The organism is Roseivivax sp., from assembly GCF_054552075.1.
The window spans coordinates 235,724-259,991 of the sequence record NZ_JBTOLZ010000004.1 but is presented as its reverse complement, the minus strand read 5'-3'; the positions used below and the strand labels follow the sequence as shown (position 1 = coordinate 259,991).

Sequence of the window (24,268 nt, the reverse complement as noted above, 5' to 3'; positions counted from 1 at the left end):
TGGCGCACCGACTATAATCACCACCGCCCCCACACGAGCCTCGACGGGCTCACCCCGTGGGAATATCACCAACGGTCGAAAGGGGACCAAAACCTGAACAGAGCGAACTAAAGAACGCGGACTCTACGGGGAGCAGGTCAGAACTCCCACCGGTTCTATTCTCATCTGGCAAGGCAATTAGTCCGGCATTTTATTCCGCCCGCTACGGCGCGCTTACCGTCCCAGGCTCTGCATCGTCTGCCGCGTCTCGGAAATCAGCCTCTCGGTGTCGGCGACGCCGTCGGTCATATGCGAGACGGCTTCGGACAGGTGGTTGGCTTTGGAGCCATTGGGGTCGCCCAGTTTCAGAATTTGTTGCAGTTCGTCATTCGTCGATCTGCCGGCCTCTGCGACCTGCGGGATCTGCCGTGGGTTCGAGGCAGAGACAAATTTCCCGGCGCCGATCTGTCGCATAGCAGAGGCGTCGGACCTGGCGCGCTCGTCTTCGCTCGGCACGAAGAAGTAGATCAACGTACCGCCCAGAAGAACCAAGCTGGCGGTGCGCGACAGCAGGGCGGGGCCTCCGATGAGCAGGTGCCCGATGAATATGCAGATCACGCCGATGCCGAAGGCGTTCAGGAACCCGGTGCTGGCGCTGGACAGAAACTCGACCAACAGGCTGTCAGGGTCTACGCCGATGCCAATTATCAGGTTCTGCAGGAAGTCTTTCATTCGGGCCTCGCCGCTGTTGCTCCTCGGCTCGATGTCCGATCTCTGTCCCGAGCCGTGGCAGTGAAATAAGGCAATCTCTGGGCACCCGACAGGCGGGAAAGGGGGCAGGCTCGGACAACTCTAGGTCCGTCGTGGAATGGTTGTCATCGGAGGGTCGGCCATGGTGCAGAGGCGAGGGGCGGGAGTGCCAGGGACGCGCCAGTATTGGTGCAGTGCGCGCGTGCTTCCACGGACGTTGAACGGATGAGCATTCAGGGCGGGTGGCAGCTTTGGGAGGGTCCCGGCCTCTCGCGTGAGCGTTCGAATTTCCCCTGAAATCAAAGACAAAGCTGCCTCCCGACCGAACGCTGACGCCTCTGCGGCCTCGATCCCATGCCCACCGAACCCCATCTCCAACCCCCCCCCAACCTCCCCCCAACCCCCGCCCTCCACGAGAGCTCCTTTCGCGATTTGGCGTGTTCTGTTTCCCGCATTCCGCTCTAAAATGCGAAAGGCAAGACGCAGCTACGGAGGAGGCAGCCAGGGTGATCGACGCGGATTTCCATGTCCCGCAATGCGCGGTGGGCGATCTCTTGCCCTATCTCGACGACTACTGGCGGGCGCAGGTCGTGGACCGCGAGCTGCCCTCGATGCCGTTCCGGCTCAGCTCCTATCCCGCCGGATCGCCGCTCACGGTGAACCCGGAGACGCGCGAGCTGGGCGTCTCGGAGGCGCTCGACACCTATGGCGTGAAACTGGCCGTCAGCTCGATGCTGCACGGGGTGGTGGGGCTGCACAATCCCGACATGCGCGCGGCGCTCATGGCGGCGGTCAACGACCACCTCGCGGCGACCTGGCTCGCGCAGGAGCCGCGGCTCCGGGGCTCGATCTACGTCTCGGGCGAGGATCCCGAGGCCGCCGTGGCCGAGATCGAACGGCTGGCGGGCGACGCCCGCTTCGTGCAGGTGCTCATGCTGACCATGCAGGACCTGCCGCAGGGCCATCGGCGCTACTGGCCGATCTACGCGGCGGCGGAACGGCACGGGCTGGCGGTGGCGATCCACGCGGGCGGGCTCTACCGGCTGCCGCCGAGCGTGGCGGGATGGCCCTCCTACCAGTTCGAGGACTACGTGGCGCAGAGCCAGGTCTTCGAGAACATCCTGGTCTCCTTTCTGGGCGAGGGGGTCTTCCAGAAGTTCCCCGACCTCAAGCTGGTCTTCCTGGAATCGGGCTTCGGCTGGCTGCCGACGACGCTCTGGCGCACCGACAAGACCTGGCGCGGCACACGGCAGGAGGTGCCCTGGCTCGACCGGCGGCCCTCGGAGATCGTGAAGGGAAGGGTCTTCCTGTCGCTGCAGCCCGTGGACATGCCGGGGCCCGAGGAGCTGGCGCGGATCCTGGCCCATATCGGCACCACCGAGATGCTGCTCTTCTCCACCGACTACCCGCACCGGCAGTTCGGGCCCGAGGGGCCGCTGCCCGCGGGGCTGCACGAGGCGGCGCTTCCGGGCATCCGGGGCGAGAACGCGCTCAACGCCTATCCGCGGCTCGCCCGCGATCCCGCGGCCAAGGCTGCCGCCGCATCCCTGGAGGTGACCCCATGACCCTGACCGAGGCTCCGCGCCCGGGCACGCGGGAGGCATCCGCGCGCCAGAAGCTGCGCATCGTCGATTGCGACATCCACCCCGCGCAGGCCTCGCCGAGCGCGCTCTATCCCTATCTCGAGAAACGCTGGGTCGACCACCTCGAGACCCATGGCACCTTCATCCGCCAGGCGCTGGTGGGGCAGCTCTCCTATCCGCGCATGACCGCCAATGGTATGCGGGTCGACGCCAAGCCCGAGGCGGGGCCGGCGGGCTCCAGCCTGGAGCTTCTGCGCAGCCAGCACCTCGACCGGCTGGGCATCGAGACCGGCCACCTGGTGGCGCTCGGGCGCGGCGGCATGGAAGAGCGCAATCCCGATCTCTCCGCGGCCATGGCCCGCGCGGTCAACGACTGGCAACTGGCCGAATGGGTCGAGCCCGAGCCGCGGCTGCGGGCCGGGCTGGTGATCCCCCAGGACAACCCCGAGGCCGCGGTGGCAGAGATCGAGCGCCGCGCCGGCGATCCGCGCTTCTGCCAGGTGGTCATGTCGACCCGCCCGAACGAGACGCTGGGCGCGCGGAAATACTGGCCGATCTACCGCGCCATCGCCGAGGCGGGGCTGCCGCTCTGTCTGCATCCGGCGGGCTACTCCTCGGGCAAGCCCTCGACCGGCACCGGCTGGCCGAGCTTCTACTTCCAGGAGCACTACAGCTTCGTGCCGGGCAGCCAGGCGCTGGTCACCAGCCTGGTGATCGAGGGCGTCTTCGAGGAGGTGCCCGACCTGAAGATCGCCATCATCGAGGGCGGCTTTTCCTGGGCCCCGGCGCTTGGCTGGCGCATGGACAAGCATTTCGACACCTTCCACCGCGAGGTGCCGCATCTGCGCGAGAAGCCCTCGGACTACATGCGGCGGCACTTCTGGTGGGCGACCCAGCCCATGGAGGAGCCGAAGAACGGCCGCCACATCGAGGAGGTCATCGACTGGATCGGCTGGGACCGGATCCTCTATTCCTCGGACTACCCCCATTGGGACTACGACGACCCCCATCACATCTTCAAGTTTCCGCTCGACGCCGACCGGCGCGAGGCGGTCTTCGGCGGCAACGCCCGCAAACTCTACGGTTACGCATGACACGGCACGTTCTGGCAAAAGTGGATGATTTCGCCGACCGCGAGGTGCGGCGCATCGAGGCGGGCGGCAAGCCGCTCTGCGTGGCGAAGGTGGACGGGCGCTTCTTCGCCCTGATCGACCGCTGCCCGCATGGCGGCGCGCCGCTCTCGGGCGGCAGGCTCACCGGCACGGTGGAAAGCGACGGGCCGGGCGACTACCGGCTCTGCCGCCGCGACGAGATGCTGAAATGCCCCTGGCACGGCTGGGAGTTCGACCTCGCCACCGGCCAGAGCTGGAGCGACCCCAAGGCCACCCGCACCCGGGCGCTCAGCCCCGAGGCCATGCAGGGCGCGGAGGTGGTCAAAGGGCCCTATGTCGCCGAGACCATCCCGGTGGAGATCGACGGAACCTATCTTGTCGTCGATCTGCCCTGAGCCCGGGCGCTCAGGCGAGCATCCGGGCGAAGGCGGCGCGCATCTCCTCCATGTCCGGCTGGCCGGGGTAGGTCAGGGGCGGCGCGGGGGTGACCTTGACCCAGGCGCGGCGCCGGTCGGTGAAGATCTCCGCGCAGGGGCGCAGCCAGTCCGGGTCGTCGAGCGTGCCGGCCTTGAGGCTCACGAAGGGGCTGCCCTCGGCCCTGACGTGCCAGAGCCGCGTGCCGCAGTCGGGACAATAGAGACAATGCATCGACCGGCCCGAGGCCGCCTGCCGCGCGAAGGTGGCCGGGGTGCCGGTGACGCGCAGGCTCTTGGTATGGACCTGCAGCGACTGCCCGAAGGCGCTGCCCGACTGGCGCTGACAATCCCGGCAATGGCAGATGTAGAAGGCCGCGGGCGCTTCGCCGATCTCGTAGCGGATCGCGCCGCATTGGCAGCCGCCGCCGAGCGGCAATGGGGGCAGGGCAATCTCGGGCATGGGCGCCTCGTCTCTTGGGGTCTGCCGCGATCATTCCCGCCCGGGGCGCCCTCTGCAAGGGGCGGGGCATGAGCGGCCCCGCGGCGCGGGTGGCGCGCTTCCTCGATCCCGCGACGCCGCCGACGCTTGGCACGCTGATCGCCGTGACCGGCGTCGCGGCCATGTCGATGAACATCTTCCTGCCTTCGCTGCCGCGCATCGCCGAGGACCTCGGCGCGGGCTACGGCGCGGTGCAGCTCTCGGTCGCGCTCTATCTCGCCAGCACCGCGGTCATGCAGGTCTTCCTGGGCCCGCTCGCCGATCGCTACGGGCGGCGGCCGGTGCTCCTCGGGGCCTTCGCGCTCTACATCGCGGCGAGCCTCGTCTGCGCCCTGGCCGAAAGCCTCGCGGTCTTTCTCGGCGCGCGCATGGTGCAGGCGGCGGTCTATTCCGGGGTGATCCTGGCGCGTGCCATCGTGCGCGACCTTGCCGGGCCCGACGAGGCGGCGGCGCGCATCGGGGCGGTCACCATGGGCATGGCGCTGGTGCCCATGGTCAGCCCCGCGCTTGGCGGGCTGCTCGAGGATCTTTTGGGCTGGCGCGCCTCCTTCTGGCTGATGACGGTGCTGGGCGCGCTCGCCATGGCGCTCATTTGGCGCGACCTGGGCGAGACCGGCCCGCGCGCCTATGCGAGCCTCGGCGCGCAGCTGCGCGGCTATCCCGAGCTGCTCGCGGCGCCGCGCTTCTGGGCCTACAGCCTCGCGGCGGCCTGCGCGGCGGGCACCTTCTTCGCCTATCTCGGCGGCGCGCCCTTCCTCGGCAGCCATGTCTTCGGGCTGGCGCCTGTGGAGCTGGGGCTGCTCTTCGGCTCGACCTCGCTGGGCTATGTCTGCGGCAGTTTCCTCTCGACCCGGCTGTCGGCGCGGCACGGGGTGCTGCGCATGACACTGGCGGGCTCGCTGACGACGACGCTGGCCATCGCGCTCTCGCTGGCGCTGTTCCTGCTGGGCCTCGGCAGCGCCTACAGCTTCTTCGGGCTCACCGTGATCGTGGGCGTGGGCTACGGCATGACGCTGCCCAATGCGACCTCCGGCGCGCTGTCGGTGCGTCCGCATCTGGCGGGCACCGCCAGCGGGCTGGGCGGCGCGCTGATGATCGGCGGGGGGGCCGCGCTCTCGGCCTTCGCGGGCGCGGTCATGGTGCCCGGCGCCGGGGCCGAGCGGCTGCTGCTGATCCAGGGCGCGGCCTCGCTCACCGGGGTGGTGGCGACGCTCTTCATCGCCCGCCGCGAGGGATTGCGCCGGTGATCCCGCTCACCTTTCGCGAAACGCGAAAGCAGAAGGAATTATTTTCCATATTGTTTCGTGAATCGCGACAGGCGAAGGTCGATGCAAGAGATGAGACCCGATCACCGGGCAGGGAGGGAACATGGCGTGTCGCCGTCTGAAAGCGTCGGAACTGCGGTCGAACTTCGAGCCGGGAAGCTCCCGTTGGGCGGTCCGCCGGGCGCAATGGCGGGCCCTGGGGCTCAGCGATGCGGATATGGAAAAGCCCAAGATCGCGGTGGTGAACACGTCGTCTGAGATCGCCATCTGCTTTTCCCACCTCGACGGCATCGCCAAGCGCGCGAAAGAGGCGATCCGCGCCGCGGGGGGGCTGCCCTTCGAGATCCGCACCACCGCGCCTTCGGATTTCATCCTCTCGGCGGGGCGGCGGGCGACCTACATCCTGCCTTCGCGCGATCTGATCGCGAATGACGTCGAACTGCAGGTCGAAGGGCCGCAGCTCGACGGGATGCTGATGCTGACCTCCTGCGACAAGACCGTGCCGGGGCAGCTCATGGCCGCCGCGCGGCTCGACATCCCGACGCTCATGGTGGTCTGCGGCTACCAGGCCTCGGGCGAGATCGCGGGCGAGCACGTCGACATCGAGGAGGTCTTCCTGCACGCGGGCTACCACGCCCAGGGCGCGACCAGCTTCGACCGGCTGAAGGAGATGAGCGAACAGGCAATCCGCTCGCCGGGGGTCTGTTCGGGCATGGGCACCGCCAATTCCATGCATTCGGTGACCGAGGCGCTTGGCCTGGCGCTGCCCGGCGCGGCCCCGGTCGCGGCCAATTCGCCCGCCATGTGGGACCAGGTCGACCGCGCCGGCGCGCGGCTCGTCGAGATGATCTGGGAGGACCTGCGCCCCCGCGAGATCCTGACGCCCGCGGCCTTCCGCAACGCCGCGCGGGTGAACCTCGCGCAGGCCGGCTCGATCAACTGCATCAAGCACCTGCAGGCCGTGGCTTTGGAGGCGGGCGCGGATGTCGACCTCTACGAGACCTTCGATCGCGAGTCGGACCGCATCCCGGTGCTGACCGCGGTGCGGCCGATCGGCAGCCACAGCATCGAGGCCTTCGAGTCCGCGGGCGGCGCCCGGGGCACGATGAAACGCCTCGAGCCCTTGCTCGAGACCGAGGCGCTGACCTGCACCGGCCAGACGCTCGCGGCCAACCTCGAGGGCGTGGAGATCACCGATGACGCGGTGATCCGCCCGCTCGACGATCCCCATGCCAGCGAACCGGCGATCGTGCTTCTGAAAGGCACGCTCGCGCCCAACACCGGCATCGTGAAGGTCGGGCTGCGCACGCCCGACCGCAAGCTGACCTTCCGCGGCCCGGCCCGGGTCTTCGAGACCTCGGCGGATGCCGAGGCGGCGCTTTCGGCCGGGCGCATCAAGCCCGGCGACGTGCTGGTCCTGCGCCGCCAGGGCGTGCGCGGCGGCCCCGGCATGGGCGGCGCCTCGCGGCTGGTCTTCGCGGTCGAGGGCGCGGGGCTCGGCCCCGAGGTGGCGGTGGTCACCGACGGCCAGCTCTCGGGTCTCGTGAACAAGGGGCTGGTGGTCGGCGAGGTGCAACCCGAATGGGCCGAGGCCGGCCCCATTGCGCTGGTCGAGGACGGCGACACGATCGCCATCGACGTGCGCGAGAAGCGCCTCGACCTCGAGGTTTCGGCCGCCGAACTGGCCCGCCGCCGCGCCGCTTTCATCCCGCCCGAGCCGACCACCGATTCCGGGTGGCTCTCGGTCTACGAACGCACGGTCAGCGATCTGCGCAAGGGCGCCTCGCTGATCCCCGACGCCCGCCGAAAGGAGACATGAGATGTCCTACGGACGCCCCATAAACCCCGAAACCACCATCGTCCGCCACTCCGGCGAGGTGCCCCACCGCGAGATCGAGGTCGACCTCTGCGTCGTCGGCGCGGGCATCTCCGGCACCACCACCGCGCTCGAGGCGGCGCGGCTGGGCCAAAGCGTGGTCATCGTCGACGGGATGCCGGCGCTTGGCGGCCAGGCGGTCAATTCGATCATCGGCACCTTCTGCGGGCTCTACCGCAACGGCACCCATGGCCATCGCTTCACCTTCGGCATCGTCGACGACATGCTCGACTGGCTCGAACGCGACGAGGCGCTGTACTACCGCCACGGGCCGATGACCACGGTGGTGCATTACAACGAGATCTCGCTGTCGCGCTGGGTCGAGACCCGGATCGACCAGGCCGGGGTGATCCCGGTGACCGGCGCCACCCTGCGCGGCGTCACCACCGAGGGCCGGCGCATCACCGCGCTGCATCTGGTGACCCGCTACGGCGACGTGACGATCCGCGCCCAGGGCTTCGCCGATTGCTCGGGCGATGCGGCGCTGACCTATCTCGCGGGCTTCGAATGCCGCGAACCGGTCGAGAAGATCTACGGCTCCCAGCAGGCGGTGGTCGAGGGCATCAAGGTCGACGTCGAGCCGCCCGCCCGCGAGGAGCTGGCCCAGCGCATCGCCGAGAAGGCCGAGGACTACGGGTTGATCCGCAAGAACGGGCTGATGTTCTACTTCCCCGGCAAGGATGTCGCGGTGATGAACATGACCCACGTGGAGACGCCGCTCGATCCCATCGAGGCCTCGCGCACCGGGCTCATCGGCAAGGACCAGGTCGACCGGGGCATCCAGCTTCTGCGGCGCGAATACCCCGAGATCTTCGGCGAGATCACCGTGCGCTCCTACGGGCTGCCGGGCATCCGCCAGACCCGCTGGATCAAGGCCAAGCATCACATCGTGGTGGACGAGGTGGTCAACCAGGTGAAATTCGACGACGCCATCGCCCGGACCGCCTGGCCGATCGAGCTGCACAACGCCGCCGAGGGTTTCGTCTGGACCACCTTCGACGAGGATCACACCCATTACGTGCCCTTCTCCTCGATGATCTCGCCCGAGGCCGACAACCTTGTCGCCGTGGGCCGCTGCATCGACGGGGATCCCGCGGCGCTGTCCTCGGTCCGGGTCATGGGCCCCTGCATGGCGCAGGGCATGGCCGCGGCCAATGCGCTGGAGCTCGCGGGCAGCGGCTCGGTGCACCAGCTCGACATCGGCGCGCTGCAGGACCGGGTGCGCGACAACCTCGACCGCACCGACGGCGTGGCGCCCTGAGACGGAAAAAGGCAAGAAGACCATGACATTCCCTCGCGCAGCGCAGATCCTGGAAGACCGGAGCACCCGGATCGGGCGCTGCCGCGCGCGGGGGATGGGGTAGGGCGGCCTTTCGCAAAATGCGAAAGACTTCCACGCAATATCGCTTCTTATCGCACGAGGCGGGGCTGGCTACAGTGAGGGCAGGGAGGACATGACATGCGCTTGAGCGATGCCGAACAGGCCATGCTCGACGGCCAGGAGGGCCAGGCCAAGGCCCGCGCGATGGACCTGCTCCTGCGCTACGGCGAGGCGCTCGGCGCGGAGCGCATGGTCGAGGTCGCCCATGTCGCCGGCACGTGGTCCGCGACCACGCCCTTCGTGCAGGCGGGCCTGAAGCGTCCCGACGATTTCGACAGCATCTTCTCGCGGTTCAACCTCGATTCCGACGCGGTGGTCGAAGTGCCCCGCGCGGTGGTGCCGACCTGCCAGCTGATCCACGGGATCGACACCCGCAACTACGCCGCGCAGGGTTTCTCCGACGACCAGGCCGATCTGCAGCGCGCCTCGGAGCGGTTCTTCGGGTCGCGCGGGGTGCAGTGGAACTCCACCTGCACGCCCTACCAGGTCGGCCAGACCCCGCTTCGGGGCGATCACCTGGCCTGGATGGAAAGCTCCGCCGTGGTCTATGCCAACGCGGTGCTCGGCGCGCGCACCAATGTCGAGGGGCGGGAGTCGACCGGCGCCGCCTCGATCACCGGGCGCATTCCCTACTTCGGGCTGCATATCCCCGAGAACCGCTTTGCCACCCATCTCGTGCGGGTCGAGGTCCCGGTCGAGAGCATGATGGACTGGGGCCTCCTGGGCTACGCCCTGGGCGAGATGGTCGCCGAGGACATCCCCGTCCTCGAGGGCATCACGTGTAAGCCTGAACCGGAATGGCTGAAGCATTTCGGCGCGGCGGCGGCCTCTTCGGGCGGGGTGGAGATGTATCACATCCCCGGTCTCACGCCCGAGGCCGACAGCGTCGAGGAGGCGCTCGGCGGCCAGGCCCCGCGCGTTGTGCACCGCTACGGCGCGGCCGAGCGGCGGCGCGCCTGGGAGGCGCTCAACGGGGCCAACACCCGCGACGACGTGAATTTCGTGATGCTCGGCTGTCCGCACAATTCGGCCAAGCAGATGTGGCGCATCGCCGAGCTGCTGGAAGGCAAGCGCCTGCACGACGGCGTGGCGCTCTGGGTGCATACGCCGCGTCAGATCCGCCATCTCTGCGACGAGAGCGGCATCACCGAGATCATCGAGGCCGCGGGCGCGCTGGTCATGTCCGACAGCTGCCCGGCGATCAACCGCATGTTGCCCGAGGGCACCGAGGTCATCGGCACCGACAGCTGCAAGCAGGCCCATTACCTGCCCGCGATCAGCGGCAAGCCGACCTGGTTCGGCGGGCTGGAGCATTGCATCGAGGCGGCGCTGACCGGGCGCTTCCGGGGGCGGCCGGAATGAGCGCACCTGACAAGACCGACCAGACCGGCGCGGCCGACATGGCCGACATGGCCGGCGAAACCCTGGTGATCCAGGGCCGCGGGGTCGTCGGCGGCGTGGCCGAGGGCGAGGCCTTCGTCACCCGCGAGACGGTCTCGGGCTGGGGCGGCATCGACGCGCGCAGCGGAACGATCACCGAGCAGCGCCACGAGAAGCGCGGCGAAAGCTTCGCCGGCAAGGTGCTGGTCTTTCCCGGCGCCAAGGGCAGCTCGGGATGGTCGCATTATTTCCACGCCACCCGGCGGCTGGGCACCGCGCCCAAGGCGATGCTCTTCACGGTGATGACCACCAAGGTGGCGCTGGGCGCCGTGGTCACGCGGGTGCCCGCGGTGACCGAGTTCGACCGCGATCCCTTCGAGGTGATCGAGGACGGCGACTGGGTCCGCGTGGACGGGGACAAGGGACGGGTCGAGGTGGTCAAACGGCCACCCCGGCGCTGATCGGCGCGCGGCGGAGGTACAAGACCGCAGGCGATCGGCGACGACATGGTAAGTCAAGGAGGAGAAGACCATGAATGCACCTAAGACAAGCGTAGCGGCGCTTGCCGTCCTCGCGCTGAGCGGGCCGGCAATGGCCGACGAGTTCATCTTCGGGTCCTGGTTCGGGGTGAACCACTCGGTGAACGCCAAGGGGCTCGCTCCCTATTTCGAGCTTCTGCGCGAGAAATCCGACGGCGAGATCGACTGGGACCTGGTGCCCGGTGCGCAGCTCGCCTCGGGGCCGGGCACGCCCGAGGCGGTGGCCACCGGGCTCATGGACGCGGGCATCGCCATCGCGCCCTACCAGCCGCGGATGATGCCGAACACCAACTTCGTCTTCTCGCATTCGCTGCCCGGCGATGACGCCCTGGCCGCGACCGGCGCGATGAACGAGACCATCATGCTGGGCTGCCCCGGCTGCCAGGACGAATACCGCAACAACAACGCGGTGGGCTTCGCGGGCTATTCCACCACGCCCTACCGCTTCATGTGCCGCGACATGGTCGACGAGGTCTCCGACCTGCAGGGCAAGAAGGTCCGCGCCTCGGGCGGCGGCGTGAAGATCAGCGAGATCGCCGGCGCCACCCCGGTCTCCATGTCGCCCGCCGAGGCCACCACGGCGCTCGAGCGCGGCACGCTCGACTGCGTGTTGGGCGCTGTCTCCTGGCTGCGCTCCTACGGCTACATGGACGTGGTCGAAAGCGTGGTCGACAGCCCGATGGGCATGGGCGGCCCGCCGATCATGATGTTCGTGAACCGCGACAGCTGGGGCGCCATGACGCCCGAGATGCGCGCCATGCACATCGAGCTGGCCCCCGACCTCGTGGCCGGTGCCGCCTATGACGGCCAGGTCACCTATGACGCGGACATCATCGCCGCCGCCAAGGAGGCCGGCGTGGCCTTCCCCGAAGGCGGAGAGGATTTCGCCGAGGTCATGGCCACCCATGACACCAACCAGCGCGCCGCCAATATCGCGGCGGCCGAGGATGCGGGCGCCAGCGATCCGCAGGCGGTTCTCGACTACTACACCGCCGCCTACGAACGCTGGCAGGGGCTTCTGGACGAGCGCGGCCGCGACCGCGACGCCTTCCGCAGCCTGCTGTGGGACGAGGTCTATGCCAAGGTCGACCCCGAGTCGCTCTGAGCTGGACCACACCGGGCGGGGCGGGCTCCCTGCCGCCCCGCCACAACTCGAATGAGGCATCGCATGAAAGCGGTTAAGGCGCTCTACGACGGCGCGATCACGGTCTCGGCCTGGGTCGCGGGTGTCGCCACCTTCCTGATGATGATCATGGTGACCGCCGATGTGATCGGGCGGAACCTGTTCAACCATCCGATCACCGGCACGGTCGAGATCGTGTCGAACTACAACATGGTGATGCTGGCCTTCCTGCCGCTTGCGCTGATCGCCAAGGAGCGGGGCCATATCATCGTGGAGCTGTTCACCGGCTGGATGAAGCGCCGCGCCCGGACCGCGCTGGATGCCGCCATGGCGGTGGTCACCCTGGTCTACGTCAGCGCCTTCACCTGGAAGGCCATCGACATCGCCCAGTCCAAGACGCGGATCCGCGACGCCAAGGAATCCGGCGCCGGCTTCATCGAGATCTGGCCGGCGCGCTGGGTCGTGGTGATCGGCTTCGGGCTCATGGCCGTGGTGGTCGCCGTGGTGCTGGTCAAGGACCTGCGCGCGGTCCTGCGCGACGACGGTTATGACGACGGCGACGACGGCGCGGGCCATATCCGCGACGCCCTCGAGGAAGGGGAGGTCAAGCTGTGAGCGATGCGCTTCTCGGTTTCGGCAGTCTCGGCCTGATCCTGGTCCTGATCGCCATTCGCATTCCCATCGGGGTCGCGCTGGGCGTGGTCTCCTTCCTGGGCTTCACATTGGTCCGCAACGAGAAGGTCGCCTTCTCGGTGATGATGTCCACGCCCTTCGAGGTGGCCTCGAAATGGGGTCTCTCGGCCATCCCGATGTTCATCCTGATGGGCGCCGTGGCCCATGCCACGGGCATCAGCCAGGCGCTTTTCCGCGCCGCCAGGGTCTGGCTCTCGGGCCTGCCGGGCGGGCTCGCGGTGGCCACCAACCTTTCGGCGGCGGGCTTCGCCGCGGCCTCGGGCTCCTCGGTGGCGACAGCGGCCACCATGGGCCGGATCGCCATCCCCGAGATGCTGCGTGCGGGCTATGCCCCGAGCCTGGCCACCGGGGTCGTGGCCTCGGCGGGCACGCTGGGCGCGCTGATCCCGCCCTCGATCCTCTTCGTGATCTACGGCGTCTTCGCCGAGGTCTCGATCACCAAGCTCCTGATCGCCGGGGTGATCCCGGGCCTGCTGACCGCCGGCGTCTACACGCTGATGCTGATCGGGCGCTGCTACTTCGATCCCAGCGTCGCCCCGCCGCTCGACCGGACCATTGACCGGGCCGAGCTTTGGCGGATGCGCTGGAAGTCGCTGGCGCCGGTCTGGCCGCTCCTGGTGCTGATCATCGGCATCATCGGCGGGCTCTATGGTGGCATCGTCACGCCGACCGAAGCCGGGGCCGCCGGGGCCGCGCTGGCCTTCGTGGTCGCCGCGCTGCAGGGCCGGCTCACCCGCGGGGTGGTCACCGAAAGCATCATGGAGGCGGTGAAGACCACCGCGCAGCTCCTTTTCGTGGCCTATGGCGCGGTGATGTACACCCGCTTCCTGGCGCTGATCGGCTTCCCCGATCTGCTGGTCGCCATGATGGGCGACTGGGCGGTCGATCCGGTGCTGATGCTGGTGGCGATCTCGCTGATCTACATCCTCCTGGGGATGTTCCTCGACCCGCTGGGCGTGCTGCTTCTGACGCTGCCCATCGTGCAGCCGATCTTCGCGGCCCTCGGGCTCGATCCGATCTGGCTGGGCGTGATCGTGGTCAAATACATCGAGATCGGGCTTCTGACGCCGCCCGTGGGCTTCAACGCCTATGTGGTCAAGAACGTGGTCGGCGACGCCATCCCGCTCGAGACCATCTTCCGGGGCATCGGCTGGTTCCTGGCCTGCGAGGCGGTGATCATGGTCCTGCTCCTGGGCTTCCCGGAAATCTCGCTCTGGCTGCCGAACTCGATGCAGTAAGCGCGGGGCTCACCGGTCCCAGGGGGCCGGGTCGAACTCTTGCCTGAGGTGCTCGATCATCGCGAGCACCTCGGGCTTGTTTCGTTTGTGGCGCGGCACCATGGCCTTGAACCAATAGGGCTCGATGGGGAAATCGGGCAGCAGCACCTCGAGGTCGCCGGCCTGGATCGCCGAACGGGCGAGGAACTCGGGCGCGATGGTCAGCCCCTGGCCCTCGACCGCGGCATCGACGAGCAGCCGGCTGTCGTTCACCGTGAAGCGCGCGCGGATGTCCACCGCGACCGGCCCGCTGCCGCTCGAGAAGGTCCAGGAGAGGCCCACCGGCACGAAGGCCAGGCAGTCGTGGCCGAGGATGTCGGTGGGGCTTTGCGGGCGTCCCTTGGCCTCGAGGTAGCCCGGCGATGCCACCAGCACGCGCGGGTATTCGCAGAGCGGGATCTCGTCGACGCTGGCGAAGGACTGGGGCAGGGCGCCCAGCGCGATGTCGAGCCCTTCCTCCAGCGGGTTGACCAGCCGGTCCATGAGCAAGAGCTCGGCCGAGACGTCGCGATGCGCCTCGAGGAAGCGCGCGATGGAGCGGCCCACGAACATCGTGCCGATGGTGGTGGGCGACTTGATCCGCAGGCTGCCCGACATGTCCCGCCCCGGCGCGCGGAACTCCGAGATCGCCTCTTCCAGCTCGACGACCAGGAGCTGCAGCTGCGGGCGCAGCCGCTCGCCCTCGGGTGTGAGGCTGAGCTTGCGGGTGGAGCGGTGGAAGAGCGGCTTGCCGACCTCGTGCTCCAGCCGGTTGACGCGCTTGGTGATGACCGAGGGCGCCGTGCCCAGCTCGCGCGCCGCGGCCGAGAAGCCCCCGCTGCGGGCGGTCACGAGGAACGCCTTGATATCAATGAGCATCGTCATGGGATGAGAGCGCCACGCCGGTGTCGCGCGGTCAAGGGGAAAAGGGGGGGCTTGAGCGGTGTCTGGGGTGAGACCGTGGGACTTGGAGAGCGGTTCATGTTGCGGACGGTGAGCTCGGACGACGGGCCGTGTGACCATTCGGGGCGAGACTTCCAAGAGACGCATCCAGACGCGCCGTGCCAGCGGAGGTGTTGAACAGAGCTACCTAGTCGAGACGACGGTGAAACCACATCGGTTCTCTGTGCAGCCGCTCGCGCTTTTTGCCACCATCTCGGTTCGCCCCTACCACCCCCTCAACTCTCCCCGACAGAGGGCGCGCGCCGGACCGGGGGCCGGCGCTGCTGACCTCTGAGCGAGGTGCTTTATGGCAGCAAGGTCAGGACTAGAGGTGAACTAAGCACGCCACCCAAAGGAGCGCCGGCCCAAGGGGCCGGTCCGGCGCGCGCCCGGCACCTTCGGTGCTATTCGGGCGCAAGAGGGCCGAGGTCAGCGCGCTGGCCGAAGGAATCGGCGGGGGGGGGCGAGGGCAGAGGAGGAAAGGCGCGGCATGGACCGGCGCGCCCCGGAATGACCGCCGCTGCGTGGCGTCCGAGACCGAAAATCAGACCCGCATGTCAGTCCGTGCGGACGATGCGGCGGGAGCTGGTTCACCGCCCTCTAGCCAGATCAAAGAACTACCTCGGGCCTTCGCCCTAGCGCGACTGCGCGCAGAAAGCCCTCAGCCCCCCTCACGCCCGATACCCGATGTCGATCCGCGCCTTGCCGCCGACGAGGCGCGAGACGCAGGCGCACATCTTGTCGCCGGCCTGCTTCTCGCTCTCCGAGAAGAACACGTCGCGGTGGTCGAGCGTGCCGCTGGCCTCCAGCACATCGACCGAGCAGAGACCGCATTCGCCGCGCTGGCAGTCGTAGATCATCTCCACCCCGGCCTCGAGCAATGCGCTCAGGAGCGTCTCGTCCTCGGCCACGGTCACCGTGCGCTCGAGACCCGCGACCTCGACCTCGAAGGGCCGCTCGGCATGGGCGCCGCTGTCGCCGAAGACCTCGTAGCGCAGCCGGCTGATCGGCCGGCCCGCCGCCGCCCAGGCGGATTTCGCGGCTTCGAGCATGGGCAGGGGCCCGCACATGTAAAGCTCGGCCTCCGGGTGCAACTCGGCGATCAGCCCGTGCAGATCCGGCCGCTCGCCGTCGGCGTCGCTGTAGAACCGCGCGCGCTCCCCCAGAAGCGCCTCGAGCTCGGCGCGATAGGCCATGGCCCCGGGCCGCTCAGCCCCGTAGTGCAGCGCCACATCCGCCCCCCGCGCGGTCAGCGCGCGGGCCATGCCGAGGATCGGGGTGATCCCGATGCCACCGGCCAGCAGCAGATACTGCGGCGCCCGCCAGGACAGGGCAAAGCGGTTCTCGGGCAGGGTCACCCGCACGCGGTCGCCCTCGGAGAGGCTCCAGATATAGGCCGAGCCGCCGCGGCTGTTCACCCGCCGTTTGACCGCCACGCCCAGCGTTCCCTCGGGGCTCGGCACGCAGGTATAGGAGCGCAGCGTCGTGCCGCCGCCCAGCGGCACCTCGATCCGCAGGTGGCTGCCGGGGTCGAAGCCCGGCAGCTCCGCCTCGGGGGCGAAACACACCCGGCGCACGTCCTCGGCGATGTCCTCGGTGCTGACGACCCTTGCGTCGACCCAGTGATCGGCCTGTTTCATGGCTCTTACTCCGCCGCGATGTCGGCGGGGTCGCGTTCGCGCGCGACCATCCGGTCGATCAGCTTGCGCGCCCACATCGAGCCGCCGTCGATGTTGAGGTTGTAGAAGACGTGGTCGGGGTTGTCGTCGATGGCCTTCTGCTGGGCCTCGAGGATCTCTTCGTCCTCGCGGAAGATGCCCGAGACGCCCTCGACGATGCGCTGGGTGAGGCTCTGTTCCTCAGTGCGGAAAGAACGGGCGAAGCCCCAGAAGTAATGGCAGGTCTTGTCGGTCTCGGGGGTGATCGTGTTCAGGACCATGCCGCGCACGCCCTTCGACAGATCGCCCTCGGGCACGCCGGTGCCGGTCGGCGCCACGCCGACGTCGATGGCGATGGTCGAGGGCGCCTCGAAGTTGATCACCTGCCAGCGGTCGACATGCTCGGCCTGGCCCAAGTTCTCGGCCCAGAAGGGCGGGGCGGTGATGTCCTCCATGATCCGGGTCACCGTGGCGGTGGTGTCGGTATGGGTGACGCTGAAGGGCGCCTCGGCCACCGCGCGGTTGCCGATCGAGGAGCCGTGCACGAAGGTCTCATGGGTCAGGTCCATGAGGTTGTCGACCACCAGCCGGTAGTCGCATTTGGCGTGGATCACCCGCCCGTCCGAGACCCACTCGGGGTCGTCGTGCCAATGCAGATCGGGCACCAGCGCGGGATCGGCCAGCGCCGGATCGCCGGGCCAGACCCAGATGAAGCGGTGTTTCTCGACCACCGGGTAGCTGGTGACGCAGGCGGAAGGATTGATGGTGTCCTGGGACGGCATGTATACACAGCGGCCCGTGTCATCAAATTCCAGCCCGTGGTAGGCGCAGATCACATTGTCGCCGTGCAGCTCCCCCTTGGAGAGCGGCAGCAGCCGGTGCCAGCAGGCGTCCGCCAGGGCCGCGGCCTCACCATTCTCTTTCCTGTAAAGGACAATCGGCTTGTTGCAGATGCGGCGGGAAAACAGCTTTCGGCCGATCTCATTGTCGGTGGCGGCAACGTACCAGGCATTCAGAGGGAACATGGCGGTCTCCAGTTCAGCAGTCTCGGGGTCATTTCATGTATACATAAAAATTCGGGTCGAAGCCATGCCTTGCCGCGGTTTTGGCGGCTCACAAAGGTGGCATGGCGGGGTTTTCTTGCGTTTGAGGCCTCTCCGCGGCCTCGGGTGGTCAGGTCGTCAGGTCGTCAGGTCGTCACGTGGTCAAGGGCTCGATCCGCTCGGCGCGGAAGCCGTCGGCCAGGCGGGTCAGCGTGTAGCCGGTGACCAGCCCGCCGGTGAAGAAAGGATCGCCCTCGGCGAAGGCGCGGGCATCCTCGGGGCGCGCGGCCTCGAGGATGCCGAAGTTGCCGATCCCGGCGCCCGCCTCGTCCCAGAGCGCCGAACCGGTCAGCACCTTGGCGCGTCCTTCGCCGCCCGAGGCGACCCAGGCGCGGTGCTCGGGGCGCAGCGCGTCGCGGCGGGCGGGCACATCGGCGCCCTCAGCATGGGTGCAGACCATCAGGAAATACATCAGCCCGCGTTCTCCAGCAGCACCATGCCCGCGCCGGTCATCGAGGCCGGGGCGAAATAATGTTTGTGCAGGGTCTTCACCTCGGCATCCATGCAGCCGCGCATCACCAGCCACATGATCAGCTCGGCCCCCTCGGAGCCGAACTCCTCGATGTAGTCTTCGCGGGTCATGGCGCGGTAGCGCGCCGGGTCGGCGCCGATCTTGGCGACCCATTCGCGGTCGGCCTCGGGGTTGATGAAGCCCGCCCGCGCGCCCTGGAGCTGGTGCGACAGCCCGCCGGTGCCCAGGACCACGACCTTTTCGTCGGTCGGATAGCTCTCGATCGCCTGGCGCAGAAGCTCGCCCAGCTCCCACATGCGCTGCGGGGTGGGGATCGGATACTGGATGGTGTTCACCAGGATCGGCACGACCTTGACCGGCCAGGCTTCGGGGCGGCCGAAGACCAGCTCCATCGGCACCTGCATCCCGTGATCCACGTCCAGCTCGCGGCAGAGCATCGGGTCGAAATGGCCCTCGACCATGCGGTCGGCGAGATGCCAGGCAAAGTCGCTCGCCCCCTCGAAGGTCGGGATCGGGCGCGGGCCCCAGCCCTCGTCGGCGGGGCGGTATTCATCCGCCACCCCCAGCGCCAGGGTCGGCACCCGGTCGAGGAAGAAGGAATTGCCGTGGTCGTTGAAGATCACCACGGCGATGTCGGGCTTCTTCTCGGCGATCCACTCCTGCGCCGGGGTGTAGCCGTCGAAGAAGGGTTTCCACTCTTCGCTCTCGCGCAGGCCCTTGTCGATGGCCATCGCGATGGAGGGCACATGGCTTGTTCCCAAGCCGCCAATCAGTTCAGCCATTGGTCACCTTCCCCAGCCGTGTGTCGAGAAACTCCTGCAGCTCCATGCCCGCCTGCGCGGCGCCGATCTCGCGGATCGGGGTCGGGTCGACGGCGGAAATCTTCAGGATGTAGAAGAGGTTGCCCCCAAGGCGCACCATCTCGGCCCAGTCCCGGGCGAGGACGGCCGCGCGCTGCTCGGGGCTCAGGGCGAAGCGGTCGAGATAGGCCCCTTCGTCGGCGAGGAAGGCCGCGCGGCCCTCGGGCGTGGAAAGGCCCATGGCCATCTTGTTGAGCTCGTATCCGGCATTGGCGCGCCTGCGGTCGAACAGCGGCGTGTCGGGAATGCGGTCGCCTTGGGACATGGCGGGCTCCTTTCCGGTGGCGGCTTGCGGCAGCCCGGCGGCCCAATCGGCGATCACGCCGGCGGTGGCCTGGGGCTGTTCGACCGGGGCGAAATGCCCGGCCTCCTCGATGATCCGCAGCTCGGCCTGCGGGCATAGCGCGGCGATTTCCTCGTGCTGGGCGATGGGGCTCCATTGGTCCTGCCGTCCGACGATGAGCAGCATCGGCCCGGCGAAATCGCCGATCGTCGCGGCGGCATCGGGCCGTGCGAGCAGGGCGCGCATCTGGCGGGCGTGGATCTCGGGCGTCATGCGGCGCACCATGGCCTGGAGGCCCGAGAGCACCTCGGGGTCGGGCGTCCGCCCCTCGGCCATCATGCCGGGCAGCCAGCGTTCGGCCAGCGCCTCCATGCCCTCGCGGGCGGAGAGCGCGATCATCGCCTCGCGCTTCTCGGCCTCGCCGGGGCGGGCGGCGTGGATGCCGGTGTTCAGAAGCGCGAGCCCCGCGATGCGGTCGGGCGCGATGCGGGCCATCTCCATGGCGACGCGGCCGCCCATGGAATGCCCGACGGGCACCAGCGGGCCCTCATGCGCGGCCAGGAGGTCGCGGGCCATCTCGGGGATGTCACCCTGCGTGGTCACATCGGCGAGGGCGGTTCTCTGCCCGCCCGCCTCGAGGGCGGCGCGCGTCGCGGTCCAGACGTGACTGTCCGAGATCAGGCCCGGGATCAGGAGAAATGTGGTCACCTCGGCCTCCTAGTTGAACATCGTGTTGGGCAGGAAGAGCGAGATCTGCGGGAAGGCGATCAGCACGCCCAGGACCGCGATCATCGCCAGCCAGAAGGGCAGCACGCCGCGGAAGATCTGGCCCAGCGGCACTGCCTTGGCGACGGATTTCACGATGAAGACGTTGATCCCCACCGGGGGCGAGATCAGCCCCATCTCCAGCGTCAGCACCACCAACACGCCGAACCAGATCGGGTCGATGCCCAGTTCGACCACCACCGGGAAGAAGATCGGCAGGGTCAGCACCAGCATGGCGAAGCCTTCGAGGAAGCAGCCCAGCACCAGGTAGACGAGCAGGATGAACAGGAGCGTGCCCAGCACGCTGAGGTCCAGCGCGTCCAGGAAGTTGCCCACCGTCTCGGTGATATGGGTCAGCGCGAAGAAGGGGTTCAGCAGATGCGCCGCGATCAGGATCAGCATGACCGTGGCGGTGGTCACCACCGAGCCGCGCACCGATTGCACCAGCTCGCCCAGCGTCAGCCGGCGGGTGGCGAGCCCGTAGATGATCGCGAGGCCCGCGCCGACGCCGGCGGCCTCCTCGGGCGAGAAGAAGCCGCGGTAGATGCCGCCGATGGTCACCAGCACCAAGACCAGGATCGGCAGGGCGCCGGCCACCGCGCGGCGCTTTTCGACGAAGCTGGTGCTCGGTCCCTTGGGGCCGAACTCGGGGCGCAGCAGGCAGAGCGCGAAGACCGTCAGCACGAAGACCAGAAGCAGCAGCAGCCCCGGCAGGACACCGGCCATGAAGAGCCGCCCGATGCTCTGCTCGGTCAGGATCGCGTAGATCACGAAGCCGGTGGATGGCGGGATCAGGATGCCCAGCGTGCCCCCGGCGGCGACGCTGCCGGTCGAGAGGCGCGGGTCGTAGTTGAAGCGCTCCATCTCCTGCAGGCTCACCTTGCCCATGGTCAGCGCCGAGGCCACCGAGGAGCCCGAGAGCGCCGCGAAGCCGCCGCAGCCGATGATCGTCGCCGAGGCGAGCCCGCCGCGCACATGGCCGATCAGCGCATAGGCGGCGTCATAGAGCTGCCGGCTCATGCCGGTGGCCGAGGCGACATTGCCCATCAGGATGAAGAGCGGGATCACCACCAGCTCGGGCTTGGAGGCGAGGGTGAAGGTCTCCGAGGCCAAAAGCCCGCTCGCCACGGTCCAGCCGTCGATGATCCAGAGCCCGAGGAAGCCCACGAGGAACATCGCGAAGGCCACGGGGATGCGCAGAAGCAGCAGCGCCAGAAGCGCGGCGATGCCGAGGATGCCGATCAAGCCGCTGCTCATGGGGTCTCCTTGCGGATGTCTTTGCGGGTCAGCGTCAGCTCGAGCGCCCGGACCGCCAGCCCCAGCGCGGCGACCAGCGACATGAGCGCGAGGCCCCACTGGAACCAGGCGCGCGGCAGGCGCAGGAGGTTGGTGGACATGTTCAGCATCTGGCTGAGCCGGGCCGCCTCGATCACGGTCAGGGCGATCATCACGAAGATGACGCAGCCGAGGACTGCGGTGAAAATGTCGATGGCGCGGTTGAGCGCCGGGGAGTAGCGCGGCTCGAGAAGGTCGACGGCGATATGCCCGCCTTCCCGGTCGCAAAGCGCCATGCCCCCGAAGACCAGGAGCGCCATGCCCATGGTGATCAGGTCCTGGCTGCCGAAGAGCGGCGCGCCGAAGCTCCGGCCGACGACATCCACCAGGATGACGCCGACCAGGGCCAGGAGGCAGAGCCCCCCGACCAGGGCGGACAGGCCGATGAGCCCGTCCGCGATTTTGCGCAGAAGCGTCACTTACTCGGCCCTCATCGCCGCCAGCGCCTCGGCGCCGCCGACACCCTCGACGTAGCCGTTGACCACCTCGGCCACGGCCTCGGAGAAGGCGGTGATCTCGTCTTCGGAGAGGTCGATCACGGTGTTGTCGCCGCTGGCGCGGGCCTTGCCCATGGCGTCGTCGGCCTGGGCGTTCCAGGCGTCCTCGGCGGATTTGGACAGCGCCATGCCGGCCATCTCGTCGAGCGCCGCGCGGGCCTCGTCGCTGAGCCCGTCATAGGCGCCCTGGTTCATCACCGTGTAGAAGGACAGCCGCCCGAGGTTGGCGCCCAGGGTGTAGCTGTTGGCCACCTCGTCGAGCTTGAAGTCGTTGAGGGTCGAGGCCCCGGTGATCACCCCGTCGATCAGCCCGGTCTGAAGCGCGTTGTAGACCTGGTTGATGGGCATCTGCACGGGCGTGCCGCCCAGGGCTTCCAGCACCTGCGCCGAGGTCGCGCCCGCGACGCGGATCTTCAGCCCCGAGACGTCCGCGGGCGTGCGGATGTCATGGTCCTTCATGATGAAGATGTTCGGCTCCGAGGTCCAAAGCGCCAGCGGCACCGTGCCCGGGAACTCGTCGGAGAGATGCGCGTCGAAGGCCGCCCAGAGCGCCTCGTAGCCGGGCTTCTCGAGCGGGATCGCGTCGGGCAGCTCGACGATCATCGTGGTCTCGAACTGCGAGGAGGTGTAGCCGGGCAGGCCCCAGACCATGTCGGCGACGCCCTGGACGGCGCGCACGTATTGCTCGACCGGGCCCGCGCCCAGCTCGCCGCCGTGATAGCCGCGCACGCTCCATTCGCTGCCGGTGGCATCGCTGAGCGTGGCGTTCAGCGGCTCGATGACGCTGGGGTTGATGGTGTGGAAGGGCGGCGTGAAGTTGGCGAACTTCAGCTCTTCGGCCTGGGTGGCGCCGGCCAGAAGGCAGGCGGTCGCGGCGAGGCCGGCAAGGCGTCTCTGGATCATGGTGGGTTCCTCCCTGGAATGCGGCGGCCCCGCGGGGTCCGCCAGAACGACAGGGGGCCGGGCGGCCCCCCGCGATGCGCGTGCCGTCAGGCGCTGACGGTCGACTTGGTGCGCCAGCTGTCGGCGTAGTTCTCGCGCGCCTCCTTGGCGTAGGGGGTCGGCGCGACCCGGACCCGGATCTCGGCCTGCCGGTGGGTCTCGGTCGAGGTCTTCTCGGTCGGCTCGGGCTCACCCCATTTCAGCGTCAGCACGTCGCCCACCTCGACCGAGGGCGCGACCACGCCAAGGCTCAGGAGGCAGCGTTCGTTGAAGCTGTAGCCGTTGAACATCGACATCCCGACCATCTTGCCGCTCTCGTCGCAGACCATGTCGGCGCTGGAGGAGGCGTAGTTCGGCTGCGGGAAGTCGATCCACTTGTAGGGCGTGCCTTCCTCGAAGGAGGAGGCGATGACCTTCAGCACGTCCTCGCGGTTCCACTCGAAGGTGACCTTCTTGCGGTTCGAGGGCTTGCCCTTGAGCGCGGCCAGGGCCTCCTTGCCGATGAAGTCGTCCTTCTTCCAGCCGATGTAGAAGTCGTAGCCCAGCTCGAAGGGATTGACGTAGTAGTCCTCGATGTTGTCCGAGACGAAGGAACCGCCGATCGCGCCGGCCGCCTCGTAGCTGTCGGCGCCGAGCCAGTCGCGATAGGCCGCGAGCATCCCGTCGCCGGTGTAGATCCCCGGCAGGGGCGAGGGAATCCAGCCCGACTCCAGCGTGTTGGTGGAATAGGCGCGGCTGCCGCACTGCACGAGGTTCACGCCCGCGTCGCGCGCCGCCTGCAGGATGGTGGACTGGATGTAGTCCTTGTCCTTGTAGGGGCCCCAGACCTCGAGGCCCGGCGCGCCGGACATGCCGTGGCGCAGCGCCTGCACGCGCTTGGAGCCGATGTTGATCCAGTCGACGTGGAAGAACTTGATCTCCGGCACCGGTCCGCCGTTCATCTTCTCGAAGATCTTCGGCGCGTCGGGGCCCTGGATCTGGAAGCGGTAATGCTCGCGCACCACCCGCTCGCCTTCGGGCCGCGAGGGCGAGCGCGGATCGTAGCGCAGCCGCACGTTCCACTGCCCGTAGGCGGCGGCGAACATCAGCCAGTTCGAGGTCGGCGTGCGGCCCACGAGGATGTATTTGTCCTCGCGCTCGCGGAAGATGATGTGGTCGCCGATGACATGGCCGTTCGGCGTGACCGGCACGAAGTGCTTGGCGCGGTTCAGGTCGAAATTGGCGAAGGAGTTGATGCCGTGGTGCGACAGGAAGGCGGTGGCATCCGGCCCCTCGACGATCAGCTCATCCATGTGGTGGGTCTGGTCAAAGAGCACCGCGCTCTTGCGCCAGGCCTCCTGTTCGGTGCGCCAGTTCGAGAACTCCGGCGCGACGACGGGATAGACATACATCCCGATCTTCGAGTTGCGCAGCAGGTTCACCGGATTGCCGGCGGCGGCAATGGCAGCAGCAAGGCTGTTGGTCACGTCACTTCCTCCCAATCGTGTCGTGTATACATGGGTAAGCTGTTTTGACGCCGGGGCAAGAAGAATCTTTTGCCCGGGGGCTCAGTGCGGGTG

The 24,268-nt window shown here is 68.3% G+C and carries 24 protein-coding genes; 12 read left to right on the top strand and 12 right to left on the bottom strand.

The window, feature by feature from the left end; translation table 11 throughout:
- Positions 1–111, top strand: a 111-nt coding sequence (locus ACX938_RS05185) for an integrase core domain-containing protein (RefSeq protein WP_459430238.1), incomplete at its 5' end; no start/stop codon positions are given.
- A gap of 102 nt (positions 112–213) precedes the next feature.
- Here the strand turns inward: ACX938_RS05185 and ACX938_RS05180 are convergent.
- Positions 214–711, bottom strand: a complete 498-nt coding sequence (locus ACX938_RS05180; RefSeq protein WP_459430234.1) for a hypothetical protein — start codon at positions 709–711, stop codon at positions 214–216.
- A gap of 524 nt (positions 712–1,235) precedes the next feature.
- Between ACX938_RS05180 and ACX938_RS05175 the strand changes: the two genes are divergently transcribed.
- The 3 genes from ACX938_RS05175 to ACX938_RS05165 are packed head-to-tail and all read left to right on the top strand — an operon-like array spanning position 1,236 to position 3,819.
- A complete protein-coding gene (locus ACX938_RS05175; protein WP_459430233.1) occupies positions 1,236–2,294 on the top strand; it encodes an amidohydrolase family protein in 1,059 nt (352 codons plus the stop codon).
- On the top strand, positions 2,291–3,406 hold the full coding sequence (locus tag ACX938_RS05170) for an amidohydrolase family protein (protein WP_459430232.1): 1,116 nt from the start codon (positions 2,291–2,293) through the stop codon (positions 3,404–3,406). The genes ACX938_RS05175 and ACX938_RS05170 overlap by 4 nt, the downstream gene beginning before the upstream one ends.
- Entirely contained in the window at positions 3,403–3,819 is a 417-nt protein-coding gene (locus ACX938_RS05165) for a Rieske (2Fe-2S) protein (RefSeq protein WP_232755452.1), read from the top strand. The genes ACX938_RS05170 and ACX938_RS05165 overlap by 4 nt, the downstream gene beginning before the upstream one ends.
- Positions 3,820–3,829: 10 nt before the next feature.
- Here the strand turns inward: ACX938_RS05165 and ACX938_RS05160 are convergent, their stop codons facing one another.
- Positions 3,830–4,300: a GFA family protein gene (locus ACX938_RS05160; RefSeq protein WP_459430231.1), complete on the bottom strand. Its 471-nt coding sequence runs from the start codon at positions 4,298–4,300 to the stop codon at positions 3,830–3,832.
- A 68-nt stretch (positions 4,301–4,368) separates the two neighbouring features.
- Here ACX938_RS05160 and ACX938_RS05155 point away from each other — a divergent pair, with 68 nt between their 5' ends.
- From ACX938_RS05155 to ACX938_RS05120, 8 genes are all read left to right on the top strand, one after another.
- Complete coding sequence (locus tag ACX938_RS05155) at positions 4,369–5,586, top strand: multidrug effflux MFS transporter (protein ID WP_459430230.1); 1,218 nt, start codon at positions 4,369–4,371, stop codon at positions 5,584–5,586.
- Between the two features lie 235 nt (positions 5,587–5,821).
- The gene (locus ACX938_RS05150) at positions 5,822–7,423 is read left to right on the top strand and encodes a dihydroxy-acid dehydratase domain-containing protein (protein ID WP_459430229.1); all 1,602 of its coding nucleotides are present in this window, start codon (positions 5,822–5,824) and stop codon (positions 7,421–7,423) included.
- A gap of 1 nt (position 7,424) precedes the next feature.
- Positions 7,425–8,741, top strand: a complete 1,317-nt coding sequence (locus ACX938_RS05145; protein WP_459430228.1) for an FAD-dependent oxidoreductase — start codon at positions 7,425–7,427, stop codon at positions 8,739–8,741.
- 198 nt (positions 8,742–8,939) lie between these two features.
- Complete coding sequence (locus ACX938_RS05140; RefSeq protein WP_459430227.1) at positions 8,940–10,223, top strand: aconitase X; 1,284 nt, start codon at positions 8,940–8,942, stop codon at positions 10,221–10,223.
- Complete coding sequence (locus ACX938_RS05135) at positions 10,220–10,702, top strand: aconitase X swivel domain-containing protein (protein WP_459430226.1); 483 nt, start codon at positions 10,220–10,222, stop codon at positions 10,700–10,702. Before ACX938_RS05140 ends, ACX938_RS05135 begins: the two co-directional genes overlap by 4 nt.
- A gap of 70 nt (positions 10,703–10,772) precedes the next feature.
- Positions 10,773–11,885 (top strand): type 2 periplasmic-binding domain-containing protein, encoded by a 1,113-nt coding sequence (locus tag ACX938_RS05130; protein ID WP_459430225.1) that lies wholly within the window; start codon positions 10,773–10,775, stop codon positions 11,883–11,885.
- A 63-nt stretch (positions 11,886–11,948) separates the two neighbouring features.
- Positions 11,949–12,518: a TRAP transporter small permease gene (locus ACX938_RS05125; protein WP_232755460.1), complete on the top strand. Its 570-nt coding sequence runs from the start codon at positions 11,949–11,951 to the stop codon at positions 12,516–12,518.
- Positions 12,515–13,834 (top strand): TRAP transporter large permease, encoded by a 1,320-nt coding sequence (locus ACX938_RS05120; protein ID WP_459430224.1) that lies wholly within the window; start codon positions 12,515–12,517, stop codon positions 13,832–13,834. The genes ACX938_RS05125 and ACX938_RS05120 overlap by 4 nt, the downstream gene beginning before the upstream one ends.
- Before the next feature lie 9 nt (positions 13,835–13,843).
- Here ACX938_RS05120 and ACX938_RS05115 read toward each other — a convergent pair whose 3' ends face one another.
- From ACX938_RS05115 to ligM, 10 genes are all read right to left on the bottom strand, one after another.
- Entirely contained in the window at positions 13,844–14,737 is an 894-nt protein-coding gene (locus tag ACX938_RS05115; RefSeq protein ID WP_232755462.1) for a LysR family transcriptional regulator, read from the bottom strand.
- Between the two features lie 728 nt (positions 14,738–15,465).
- On the bottom strand, positions 15,466–16,434 hold the full coding sequence (locus tag ACX938_RS05110; RefSeq protein ID WP_459430223.1) for a PDR/VanB family oxidoreductase: 969 nt from the start codon (positions 16,432–16,434) through the stop codon (positions 15,466–15,468).
- Positions 16,435–16,439: 5 nt separating this feature from the next.
- Entirely contained in the window at positions 16,440–17,477 is a 1,038-nt protein-coding gene (locus ACX938_RS05105; protein WP_459430222.1) for an aromatic ring-hydroxylating dioxygenase subunit alpha, read from the bottom strand.
- Between the two features lie 172 nt (positions 17,478–17,649).
- Positions 17,650–17,967 (bottom strand): YciI family protein, encoded by a 318-nt coding sequence (locus ACX938_RS05100; RefSeq protein ID WP_459430221.1) that lies wholly within the window; start codon positions 17,965–17,967, stop codon positions 17,650–17,652.
- Positions 17,967–18,809 carry a class III extradiol dioxygenase family protein gene (locus ACX938_RS05095; protein WP_459430220.1) on the bottom strand — a complete coding sequence of 281 codons (843 nt, stop codon included), beginning with the start codon at positions 18,807–18,809 and terminating at the stop codon, positions 17,967–17,969. The genes ACX938_RS05100 and ACX938_RS05095 overlap by 1 nt, the downstream gene beginning before the upstream one ends.
- Positions 18,802–19,878 (bottom strand): alpha/beta fold hydrolase, encoded by a 1,077-nt coding sequence (locus ACX938_RS05090; RefSeq protein WP_459430219.1) that lies wholly within the window; start codon positions 19,876–19,878, stop codon positions 18,802–18,804. Before ACX938_RS05090 ends, ACX938_RS05095 begins: the two co-directional genes overlap by 8 nt.
- 9 nt (positions 19,879–19,887) lie before the next feature.
- Positions 19,888–21,192: a TRAP transporter large permease gene (locus tag ACX938_RS05085; RefSeq protein WP_459430218.1), complete on the bottom strand. Its 1,305-nt coding sequence runs from the start codon at positions 21,190–21,192 to the stop codon at positions 19,888–19,890.
- Positions 21,189–21,689 (bottom strand): TRAP transporter small permease, encoded by a 501-nt coding sequence (locus ACX938_RS05080; protein ID WP_232755469.1) that lies wholly within the window; start codon positions 21,687–21,689, stop codon positions 21,189–21,191. Before ACX938_RS05080 ends, ACX938_RS05085 begins: the two co-directional genes overlap by 4 nt.
- Positions 21,690–22,670: a TRAP transporter substrate-binding protein gene (locus tag ACX938_RS05075; RefSeq protein WP_459430217.1), complete on the bottom strand. Its 981-nt coding sequence runs from the start codon at positions 22,668–22,670 to the stop codon at positions 21,690–21,692. It lies immediately after the preceding gene.
- 86 nt (positions 22,671–22,756) lie between these two features.
- Positions 22,757–24,175, bottom strand: a complete 1,419-nt coding sequence (ligM, locus tag ACX938_RS05070; protein ID WP_459430216.1) for a vanillate/3-O-methylgallate O-demethylase — start codon at positions 24,173–24,175, stop codon at positions 22,757–22,759.
- Positions 24,176–24,268: the final 93 nt, after the last annotated feature.

Excerpts from the sequence above, each read along its gene's own strand:
- ACX938_RS05150 (WP_459430229.1), top strand. The coding sequence starts at position 5,822 with ATGGAAAAGCCCAAGATCGCGGTGGTGAACACGTCGTCTGAGATCGCC.
- ACX938_RS05105 (WP_459430222.1), bottom strand. The coding sequence starts at position 17,477 with ATGTTCCCTCTGAATGCCTGGTACGTTGCCGCCACCGACAATGAGATC.
- ACX938_RS05160 (WP_459430231.1), bottom strand. The coding sequence starts at position 4,300 with ATGCCCGAGATTGCCCTGCCCCCATTGCCGCTCGGCGGCGGCTGCCAA.
- ACX938_RS05180 (WP_459430234.1), bottom strand. The coding sequence starts at position 711 with ATGAAAGACTTCCTGCAGAACCTGATAATTGGCATCGGCGTAGACCCT.
- ACX938_RS05155 (WP_459430230.1), top strand. The coding sequence starts at position 4,369 with ATGAGCGGCCCCGCGGCGCGGGTGGCGCGCTTCCTCGATCCCGCGACG.
- ACX938_RS05100 (WP_459430221.1), bottom strand. The coding sequence starts at position 17,967 with ATGTATTTCCTGATGGTCTGCACCCATGCTGAGGGCGCCGATGTGCCC.
- ACX938_RS05075 (WP_459430217.1), bottom strand. The coding sequence starts at position 22,670 with ATGATCCAGAGACGCCTTGCCGGCCTCGCCGCGACCGCCTGCCTTCTG.
- ACX938_RS05140 (WP_459430227.1), top strand. The coding sequence starts at position 8,940 with ATGCGCTTGAGCGATGCCGAACAGGCCATGCTCGACGGCCAGGAGGGC.
- ACX938_RS05110 (WP_459430223.1), bottom strand. The coding sequence starts at position 16,434 with ATGAAACAGGCCGATCACTGGGTCGACGCAAGGGTCGTCAGCACCGAG.
- ACX938_RS05085 (WP_459430218.1), bottom strand. The coding sequence starts at position 21,192 with ATGAGCAGCGGCTTGATCGGCATCCTCGGCATCGCCGCGCTTCTGGCG.
- ACX938_RS05095 (WP_459430220.1), bottom strand. The coding sequence starts at position 18,809 with ATGGCTGAACTGATTGGCGGCTTGGGAACAAGCCATGTGCCCTCCATC.
- ACX938_RS05135 (WP_459430226.1), top strand. The coding sequence starts at position 10,220 with ATGAGCGCACCTGACAAGACCGACCAGACCGGCGCGGCCGACATGGCC.
- ACX938_RS05130 (WP_459430225.1), top strand. The coding sequence starts at position 10,773 with ATGAATGCACCTAAGACAAGCGTAGCGGCGCTTGCCGTCCTCGCGCTG.
- ACX938_RS05115 (WP_232755462.1), bottom strand. The coding sequence starts at position 14,737 with ATGACGATGCTCATTGATATCAAGGCGTTCCTCGTGACCGCCCGCAGC.
- ACX938_RS05125 (WP_232755460.1), top strand. The coding sequence starts at position 11,949 with ATGAAAGCGGTTAAGGCGCTCTACGACGGCGCGATCACGGTCTCGGCC.
- ACX938_RS05170 (WP_459430232.1), top strand. The coding sequence starts at position 2,291 with ATGACCCTGACCGAGGCTCCGCGCCCGGGCACGCGGGAGGCATCCGCG.
- ACX938_RS05145 (WP_459430228.1), top strand. The coding sequence starts at position 7,425 with ATGTCCTACGGACGCCCCATAAACCCCGAAACCACCATCGTCCGCCAC.
- ACX938_RS05165 (WP_232755452.1), top strand. The coding sequence starts at position 3,403 with ATGACACGGCACGTTCTGGCAAAAGTGGATGATTTCGCCGACCGCGAG.